The organism is Cytobacillus firmus NBRC 15306, assembly GCF_001591465.1.
In the GTDB taxonomy this organism is placed as follows: Bacteria; Bacillota; Bacilli; order Bacillales; family Cytobacillaceae; genus Cytobacillus; species Cytobacillus firmus.
The window spans coordinates 1-9,318 of record NZ_BCUY01000112.1 but is presented as its reverse complement, the minus strand read 5'-3'; the positions used below and the strand labels follow the sequence as shown (position 1 = coordinate 9,318).

Sequence of the window (9,318 nt, the reverse complement as noted above, 5' to 3'; positions counted from 1 at the left end):
GTATGATGATGTAAAAAATATACCCCTTTAAGGGAAAATGGCAGAAAGGGGAATCCTTTCAATGGAAGAAGTATACAAGTCTAATCACAGAAAGATCGCTGCTTGGCTATCGATCATCCCTGGTCTCGGCCAGATATACAACAGACAATTTATTAAAGGTATTGCTTTTTTAATATTATCGTTTTCATTTGTCATAGCTTTTAAAGATTTCCTGAATATTGGATTATGGGGTCTGGTAACCCTTGGGGAAAAATTGCCCCGTGATAACTCTATATTTTTACTAGTTTATGGAATCATTTCAGTGATTCTGATTTTCTTTGCAGCAGGGTTTGTTCTTTTCAGCCTGCGTGATGCCTATAAAAATGGAAAAAAACGAGACTTAAACCAGCCTTTAAGCTCGATAAAAGATCAATATCATACATTAATTGATGAAGGTTTCCCTTATCTGATGATTACTCCGGGATTTTTCCTTCTGGTTTTCGTTGTTATTTTGCCAATCGTGTTCGTTTTGCTGCTGTCATTTACAAACTATAACCTATATCACCAATGGCCAGCAAAGCTGATGGACTGGGTAGCTTTAGACAACTTTACACGTTTGGTAACCCTTGATATTTGGAGAGAAACGTTTGTAAGTGTTTTTGCCTGGACTGTCATCTGGACATTTGGCGCAACAACATTCCAAATTGCGCTGGGTATTTTCCTGGCTGTTTTAGTAAATCAAAAAGATCTTAAAGGAAAAGCCATTATCAGAACTATACTGATTCTTCCCTGGGCTGTTCCTGCTTTCGTATCAATTTTGATTTTTTCTGGATTATTTAATGAAACCTTTGGAGCTATAAATAATGTGGTTCTTGATGCAATCGGAATTGGACCTATTCCTTGGATGACAGAAGCTTTTTGGACCAGGGCAGCTTTGATTATGATACAGACATGGCTTGGTTTTCCGTTTATTTTTGCAATGGTTACAGGAGTCCTTCAGGCTATACCGGATGAACTGTATGAGGCTGCAACTGTAGACGGGGCAACAGCGTGGCAGAAGTTCAAAAACATTACGTTCCCTCTGATCATGTTCTCAATTGCACCAATCCTTATCACACAATATACCTTTAACTTTAATAACTTTAATATTATTTATTTGTTCAATATGGGAGGTCCTGCAATTTCGGGTCAAAATGCAGGGGGAACAGATATCTTAATTTCCTGGATTTATAACCTGACAGTTACGAAATCGGAATATGGAATGGCTGCCGCAATCACTATGATTCTCTCAGCTATTGTTATTTCAGTGGCACTGTGGCAATTCAAGAGAACAAAGGCATTCCAAGAGGAGGATATGATGTAAATGAGCACAAAAAGGCAGAAATTCATCAGGCTGTCACTGACTTATTTAGTAATTTTGTTTATGACAGTGATCATCGTCTATCCAATTCTATGGGCAATTGGAGCTTCTTTAACACCAGGAACAAGTTTAACGAACTCCTCTCTAATCCCAAAGAATGCTACATTTGATCATTATCGTACAATCTTTGATCCCGAACAGAGCAGCTACTTAATCTGGTATTGGAATACTTTGAAAATCTCTTTTATTACAATGACATTTTCTGTAATTGTCATTAGCCTGATGGCTTATTCATTTTCAAGGTACAGATTTGTTGGCCGGAAAAACGGCTTGACCACCTTCTTAATTTTACAGATGGTTCCGAACTTTGCTGCGCTTATTGCAATCTTTGTACTGGCTCAGGTTACAGGTCTCTTAGATTCACACTTTGGGCTTATTCTGATCTATGTCGGCGGTGCCATTCCGATGAATACATGGCTAATGAAAGGGTATTTGGACAGCATACCTAAAGAACTGGATGAAAGCGCAAGAATGGATGGAGCCGGCCACTTCCGAATTTTCTGGCAGATCATTATGCCGCTTGCAAAACCCATAGTTGCGGTAATTGCTTTGTTCACATTTATTGCACCATTTACGGATTTCATTTTAGCAAAAGTAATGCTGAGATCTACGGAGAACTACACATTGGCAGTTGGATTATATGAACTTGTTTCCAGGCAATATGGCGCAGAGTTTACCACTTTTGCAGCTGGTTCTGTGTTAATTGCTATCCCAATTTCAATCCTTTTCTTATCATTTCAGAAGTACTTTGTGTCTGGTTTGACGGCAGGGGGAACAAAAGGCTAATCTTAAAGGGCTGAAACTTTACGGGCCCGCTTTTATTTAATTGAAAACGGCCTGAAAATACAAAGGAGGAGCGGCGATGAAAAAAGGAGTATCCATCTTCATCTTAATCCCGTTTCTTCTTTTTTATGCCCTGCCTGTCGGAGCAATTGAAAAAGAAGAGCGTAAATGGCAAGATGAATCAATTTATTTCTTAATGGTGGATCGCTTTAATAATGGTGATTCCAATAACGATTATGAGGTTGATGTTAAAGATCCAAAAGCCTATCATGGCGGTGACTTTAAAGGAATCGCCGATAAGCTGGATTATATTAAGGATATGGGCTTTACTGCCATATGGCTAACGCCAGTCTTTGATAACGAATCTAAAGGCTATCATGGATATTGGATAAAGGATTTTTACAATACTGAAGAACATTTTGGAACCATCGAGGAATTTAAATCCCTTGTAAAAGAAGCGCATAAGAGGGATATGAAAGTGATTCTGGATTTTGTGGTTAATCATGTTGGCTACAATCACGAATGGTTGAACGATCCTGAGAAAAACGAATGGTTTCATGAAAAACAGGATATCCAAAACTGGGAAAACCAAACCGATCTGGAAAATGGGTGGATCTATGGATTGCCTGATTTAAACCAGGAAAATCCTGAGGTTAAAAATTATCTTATTGATGCAGCTAAATGGTGGATTAAAGAAACTGATATTGATGGATTTCGGTTAGATACTGTTAAACATGTTTCCAAGGATTTTTGGACTGAATTTTCAAAGGAAGTAAAAAGCGAACAAGAAGATTTTTATCTGCTGGGGGAAGTGTGGTCTGACAGTCCTGAATATATAGCGCAGTATGAGGAGGCAGGTATTGATGGTTTTGTTGATTATCCTCTGAATGATTTTCTGCGTCCTGCTTTTGCCAAACCGGATCAATCATTGAGCTGGCTTTTCACTTCCTGGGATAGGAATAAATCCATCTATGAAAATCCTTATCTAATGGGGACATTTATGGATAACCATGATACTGTACGCTTTACCAGGGATGCAATAAGCCAAAACCAGCACCCGGGACCAAGGTGGAAACTGGCATTAACCTATTTATATACAAGCCCTGGAATTCCGATTATGTACTATGGAAGTGAGATTGCTCTTGACGGCGGCAATGATCCGGATAACAGAAGACAAATGGATTTCCGTACAGATAAAGAATTAATCGACTATATTACTAAGCTAGGTGAAGTCCGGCAGCAGCTTCCTTCTCTGACAAGAGGTACTATGGAATTGATAAAAGAAGACAATGGCTTCGCAGTATATAAACGTCAATTTGAAGATGAAACAGCCATTGTTGCTATCAATAATACAACCGAATCACAGAAAGCAGTAATTGATAGTGACGTATTGGAAGACGGCAAAGAACTTCAAGGGATGCTTGCAGGAGATCTGGTATCCAGTAAGGATGGCAGCTATACATTGATTCTTGACCGTGAAGAAGCTGAAGTGTATGTCCTCAAGGAAAAGACCGGACTTAACATACCCTATATTGTATCAATTGCTGCTGTCTATACAGCATTTATGATTTTTATATATTTAATATGGAAGCGGTCTAAAAATAGAAATGCCAAGAAAGAATAGTGGTTCTGTATTAAAAGTCAATAAAACATGAACCAATTAGCGTCTTTTTGGTAAATGGAAGGAGCCCTTTTATGCTCGAAGATACAAGTTTTGCGATTCATCCAGATAATGAGAAAAAGATATTGGAGTCGGGGTTTCAGGATATCGGCAAATTCATCTCTTTAAATAAAGAAGAAAATGGAGTAGGGATTTCAACTGATTCAGGGGAATTGAAAGTTTTGATTTACAGAGAAGACATTGTTAGGTTTAACATTAATTTCTTTGGTGAGACACAGCAGGGAAACAGCCCTGCCATCGTCTCCAAACCTGTTAATACTGTGTTTACAGCAGTTGAAGAAGCTGATGTTATTCGAATCTCAACTGATGCATTAAATATTATTATTAACAAATCTCCGATCAGAATTAATGTCTTAGACCGGACAGGTCGCTCGCTGGTAAATGAAAGCATAAAAGGGATGGGGTTCAAAAAAGCTTCCAAAGAAGTGATCTGTTTTAAAGAAATGGACCAAGCCGACTTTTTTTATGGTTTTGGTGAAAAAACGGGCTTTTTAAATAAAAGGGGAGAAAAGCTTTTCATGTGGAATAGCGATGTTTATGCCCCCCATAACCCTGAGACCGATCCTTTATACCAGTCGGTTCCATACTTTATGACACTTAGAGACGGCTATGCACATGGTTTATTTTTCAATAATACGTTCAAAAGCACATTCGATATGCAAACCGAAGAAACCGTCTACTCCTTTTCTGCTGAAGGCGGAAATATGGATTACTTTATCATGGCTGGGCCTTCGCCAAAGGATGTTCTGGAGCAATACACTTATCTGACTGGAAGAATGCCTCTGCCTCCTAAATGGGCAATTGGATATCACCAGTCTAGATACAGTTATGAATCAGAAACTGAAGTTAGGGAGCTAGCAAATTCCTTCCTGGAAAAAGGCATTCCGCTTGATGTAATATATCTGGATATACATTATATGGATGAATACAGAGTTTTTACATTTGATAAAAATCGCTTCCCTGATCCTCGAAAGTTGGTTCGGGATTTAAAGGCCATGGGAATCAGGATTGTGCCTATTGTGGATCCAGGAGTCAAAGAAGACCCTGAATATTACGTATATCAGGAAGGAATCATGCAAGACCATTTTTGCAAGTATATTGAAGGGAATATCTATTTCGGTGATGTTTGGCCAGGCAACAGTGCCTTCCCGGACTTTACTGATTCCAAAGTGCGCGATTGGTGGGGTTCTAAGCATGAATTTTACAGTGATTTAGGAATTGAAGGCATCTGGAATGATATGAATGAACCGGCTGTCTTCAACGAGTCAAAGACAATGGATGTAAAAGTGATGCATCGGAATGACGGTGAACCTAAAACTCACCGGGAGCTTCATAATCTATATGGCCTGTATATGGGTAAAGCAACTTATAGCGGGATGAAGGACCTTTTAAATGGGAAGCGGCCATTCCTTTTGACAAGAGCAGGATATTCAGGTGTTCAAAGGTATGCAGCTGTATGGACAGGTGATAATCGTTCATTTTGGGAGCATTTGCAGATGTCACTTCCAATGGTCATGAACTTAGGCTTGTCAGGTATTCCTTTTTCCGGTCCGGATGTTGGAGGTTTTGCCCATGATTCCAATGGAGAACTTCTGGCGCGATGGACTCAGGTGGGAGCTTTTACGCCTTATTTCCGTAATCATAGTGCTCTTGGATTTATACGGCAGGAGCCATGGTCCTTTGGAGAGAAATATGAAAAAATTATTAAGAAATATATCGAAATAAGATATCAATGGCTGCCTCATTTGTACAATCTTTTTGCAGAAGCGAGTCGTAAAGGTTTGCCGATTATGCGTCCACTTTTTATGGAGTACCCATTTAATAAGAATACTTATAATTTATCAGATCAATTCATGATAGGGGACAATGTAATTTGTGCTCCGATCCTGCAGCCATCTCAAACCCACAGATCAATCTATTTGCCAAAAGGCAAATGGGTTAATTATTGGACTGGTGAAATACTGGAAGGGCAAAAATATCATTTAATAGAAGCTGAATTGGATATACTTCCACTGTTTATTAAATCAGGATCCTTTATTGTTTTAGGAGAAACTAAGCAGTCCACAAACATACCTGATGCTAAACTATTTCTTCATTATTACTTTGAAGTTGGCGTGGATTCAACTTTTACTCTCTATGATGATGATGGAAATACATTTAATTATGAAGAAGGTGAATTTCTTCTCCAGACATTCCATGCCGTTTGCGGCTCTAATCAATTACGTCTGGATATTGAGAAATCAGGAAATTACAAGCCGGATTGGACGCAAATTGAACTGATTGTTCATGGTGCAAATGAAGATTTTTCACTTATTATTAACGGTGAAGAGAAGCAATTGCAGAATAGAAACGGAGAAATTCATACTTTTGTTTTATAATAATAATTAACTATTAAGCGGCTCTGCAGAGAGGGTGATTCTATGGCAGTCACAATTAAAGATGTTGCAAAGATGGCAAAAGTAGCGCCTTCTACTGTTTCAAGGGTTATTGCCAACAATCCTCGCATTAGCGAGAAAACCAAGCAAAAAGTCAGAGAGGCAATGGAACAATTAGGATACCATCCGAATTTTATTGCCCGCAGTCTTGCAAGCCAGTCAACCCGCGCAATTGGACTGATAATGCCCAGTTCCACAGATGTTGTATTTCAGAATCCATTCTTCCCTACTGTACTTAGAGGTCTGAGTGAGGGTGCGCATGAAAGGCATTATGCCCTCCATATGACAACCGGAAAAACGGATGATGAAATCTATGAAGGCGTCATCCAGATGGTACAGGGCGGCCGGGTAGATGGAGTAATTTTGCTTTATTCAAAAGTGGAGGACAAAGTCCTTGCCTTCTTAAAGGAAAGAGATTTCCCGTTTGTGGTTATAGGCAAGCCGTTTTCAGATGAAGAAGAAATCACTTATGTAGATAATAATAATTTCCGTGCAGCCAAAGAGGTAACGGAATACTTGATCAAGCTCGGCCATACGCAAATTGCCTTTGTCGGAGGAAATTTAAATTTAACCGTTACAGTTGAACGCCTTCTTGGCTATGAAAAAGCTTTAAGGGATGCTGGCATTGAACTTGTAAATGAATATATTGTTCATGAGGAGTTCTTAAAAGAAGGAGGCCAGGAGGCTGTCAGAGGTCTTATCTCCCTTAATAAACCTCCAACCGCCCTTGTGGTTGCCGATGACTTAATGGCATTAGGCGTTCTGAATACATTGGATGAATTGGGAATAAAAGTTCCTGAAGATATGTCAATCATCAGCTTTAATAACGTGCTGTTAGCTGAAATGTCCAGACCCCCGCTGACTTCTGTCGATATCAACATTTTCGATTTGGGATTTGAATCTGCCAGAAGTCTCATATACAGGATCGAAAACCCTCGGGAGCCAGTAAAGCGAATTATTATTCCACATAAAATTGTAAAACGCTGTTCATGCAGCAGTCCGCTAACTGGAGATCCAGAGATTGTATCATAAAAAAGGGAAGCCTGCGGCAGGCTTCCCTTTCATTTTGTTTATCGCAGTCTAACGGGCTGTAAGACCCCCACTTATCCTACTCTGAGTAATCAAAGTAGGATAAGTGGGGGTCAAACTGCCCAATCCAGCTGCGGCTCCTAGGGGCTCGAGGTCATAAGCCAATCAGCTGATGGGAAGAAAAGCACTTCCCACCATCTGCTCGTCTTATGCTTGTCACCCCTGGGCAAGTCGCCTCGCTTTATAATGTAAAGGCCCGAAAAACGAACAAAGACTAAGAACGCCACGTCCTCCTCCCAAAAGCTGCCGCTTTCGGTCGTGCGGTGTATCGCTGCCATAGCCTTCCTTGTCCTGTGGGCCTCAACTAACAATCAGTGGGGGAAAAGAAAACCCCCCACTGATTGAAGTTTCCTTTACCCATTAACAATTGTTCCGCCGTTGACATGGATCATCTGGCCGCTCACATAAGATGAATCATCACTGGCAAGATAGACATAGGCCGGAGCCAATTCATAAGGCTGTCCTGCTCTGCCTATTGGGGTATTTGATCCAAATTTTGATACCTTATCGGCCGTGAATGTAGATGGAATAAGCGGTGTCCAAATAGGTCCCGGAGCCACTCCGTTTACGCGAATTCCCTGTCCAGCCAGCGATTTGGCCAATGAGCGTGTGAAGGAGACAATCGCACCTTTTGTAGAAGAGTAGTCGATTAGCTGTTCGTTTCCTTCATAAGCGGTTATAGATGCAGTATTGATGATGGAGCTTCCTTTTTTCAGATGTGGCAGTACTGCCTTTGTCAGATGGAAAAATGAAAAGATGTTTGTTCGGAATGTTTTTTCAAGCTGTTCAGCAGTGATATCAAGCAGGCTTTTCTGAGGGTGCTGCTCAGCTGCATTATTCACCAGTACATCGATTTGACCAAATTTATCAAGTGTCTTTCTGACTGCATCCTTACAGAATGTTTCGCTTCCAATATCACCGGATATCAGCAGGCATTCCTGTCCCTCAGCCTGAATGGCCTCTTTAGTCTTTTCTGCGTCTTCATGTTCTTCCAGATAGACAATCGCTACGCTGGCTCCCTCTTTGGCAAAATAAATGGCGGCTGATTTACCGATGCCGCTGTCTCCGCCTGTTATTAAAACAACTTTTCCTTTTAATTTATCAGACCCTTTATAATTTGGATCCACTGTTTGGGGCTCAGGCTGCATTGGCGCCTCTGTCCCGGGCTGATGATCCTGATGCTGAGGCGGAAATTCCTGTGGATTGTTTTGAGTATTAGACATTACTAAATCCCTCCAAATCATTAATACTCTTTTAATTCCATTTTATTATGATGAAAAAACATGGAAATTATTTGCATCTCTCTTATATAATGGATTTAAAAAGAGTGGGGGAACAGGAATTGCAGATTCGACCAGCTGCCAAAAGTGATGCGGAAGCCATTCTCGCTCATTGCCGGAAGGCTTTTGGAGAAACAGATTTTTTAATGACCGAGGCGGATGAGTTTAATTTAACAATTGCAGAAGAAGAAGCGTGGATTGAACGGAGCATTAGAACTGGGGATCTTATTTTAGTAGCGGAAGTTGACAACGAAGTGGTTGGAATGCTGAACTTTCGGCGGTCAAAGAGCAAAAAAGTGAACCATCTGGGTTATTTCGGCATCACCATACAGGAGAAGCATTGCAACCAGGGGCTGGGAAGCAAAATGCTTAAACAATTCCTGGAATGGGCGGAAGAAGAACCTGGTCTGGAAAAAATATGCCTTGAGGTTTTTGCATATAATCAAAGGGCTATCCACCTGTACAGGCAGTTCGGATTTCAGGAGGAAGGCCGCAAAGTCAAACATATAAAAAGAAAAGATGGGACCTATGCAGATGAACTATTAATGTATAGATTTGTTAAATAGCTGCAGCGTGAATGGATAAAGTGAAACTTCAATCAGTGGGGGTTTTCCTTATCCCCCACTGATTGTTAGTTGAGTCCCACAGGAA

The 9,318-nt window shown here is 40.4% G+C and carries 7 protein-coding genes; 6 read left to right on the top strand and 1 reads right to left on the bottom strand.

The window, feature by feature from the left end; all coding sequences use genetic code 11:
• The first annotated feature begins 37 nt into the window (after window positions 1-37).
• The 5 genes from BFI01S_RS19705 to BFI01S_RS19685 all read left to right on the top strand — a co-directional run bounded on the left by BFI01S_RS19705 (window position 38) and on the right by BFI01S_RS19685 (window position 7,330).
• Window positions 38-1,342, top strand: coding sequence for an ABC transporter permease subunit (locus tag BFI01S_RS19705; protein ID WP_386852630.1), 1,305 nt, complete (start codon window positions 38-40; stop codon window positions 1,340-1,342).
• The gene (locus BFI01S_RS19700) at window positions 1,343-2,185 is read left to right on the top strand and encodes a sugar ABC transporter permease (protein ID WP_061794119.1); all 843 of its coding nucleotides are present in this window, start codon (window positions 1,343-1,345) and stop codon (window positions 2,183-2,185) included.
• A gap of 76 nt (window positions 2,186-2,261) precedes the next feature.
• A complete protein-coding gene (locus tag BFI01S_RS19695) occupies window positions 2,262-3,806 on the top strand; it encodes an alpha-amylase family glycosyl hydrolase (protein WP_061794118.1) in 1,545 nt (514 codons plus the stop codon).
• A 71-nt stretch (window positions 3,807-3,877) separates the two neighbouring features.
• Window positions 3,878-6,241 carry a glycoside hydrolase family 31 protein gene (locus tag BFI01S_RS19690; RefSeq protein WP_061794117.1) on the top strand — a complete coding sequence of 788 codons (2,364 nt, stop codon included), beginning with the start codon at window positions 3,878-3,880 and terminating at the stop codon, window positions 6,239-6,241.
• A 42-nt stretch (window positions 6,242-6,283) separates the two neighbouring features.
• Entirely contained in the window at window positions 6,284-7,330 is a 1,047-nt protein-coding gene (locus BFI01S_RS19685) for a LacI family DNA-binding transcriptional regulator (RefSeq protein WP_061794116.1), read from the top strand.
• A 410-nt stretch (window positions 7,331-7,740) separates the two neighbouring features.
• Here the strand turns inward: BFI01S_RS19685 and BFI01S_RS19675 are convergent, their stop codons facing one another.
• Window positions 7,741-8,610, bottom strand: a complete 870-nt coding sequence (locus tag BFI01S_RS19675) for an SDR family oxidoreductase (RefSeq protein WP_061794114.1) — start codon at window positions 8,608-8,610, stop codon at window positions 7,741-7,743.
• Between the two features lie 119 nt (window positions 8,611-8,729).
• Here BFI01S_RS19675 and BFI01S_RS19670 point away from each other — a divergent pair, with 119 nt between their 5' ends.
• On the top strand, window positions 8,730-9,233 hold the full coding sequence (locus BFI01S_RS19670) for a GNAT family N-acetyltransferase (RefSeq protein ID WP_082804569.1): 504 nt from the start codon (window positions 8,730-8,732) through the stop codon (window positions 9,231-9,233).
• The last annotated feature ends 85 nt before the right edge of the window (window positions 9,234-9,318 follow it).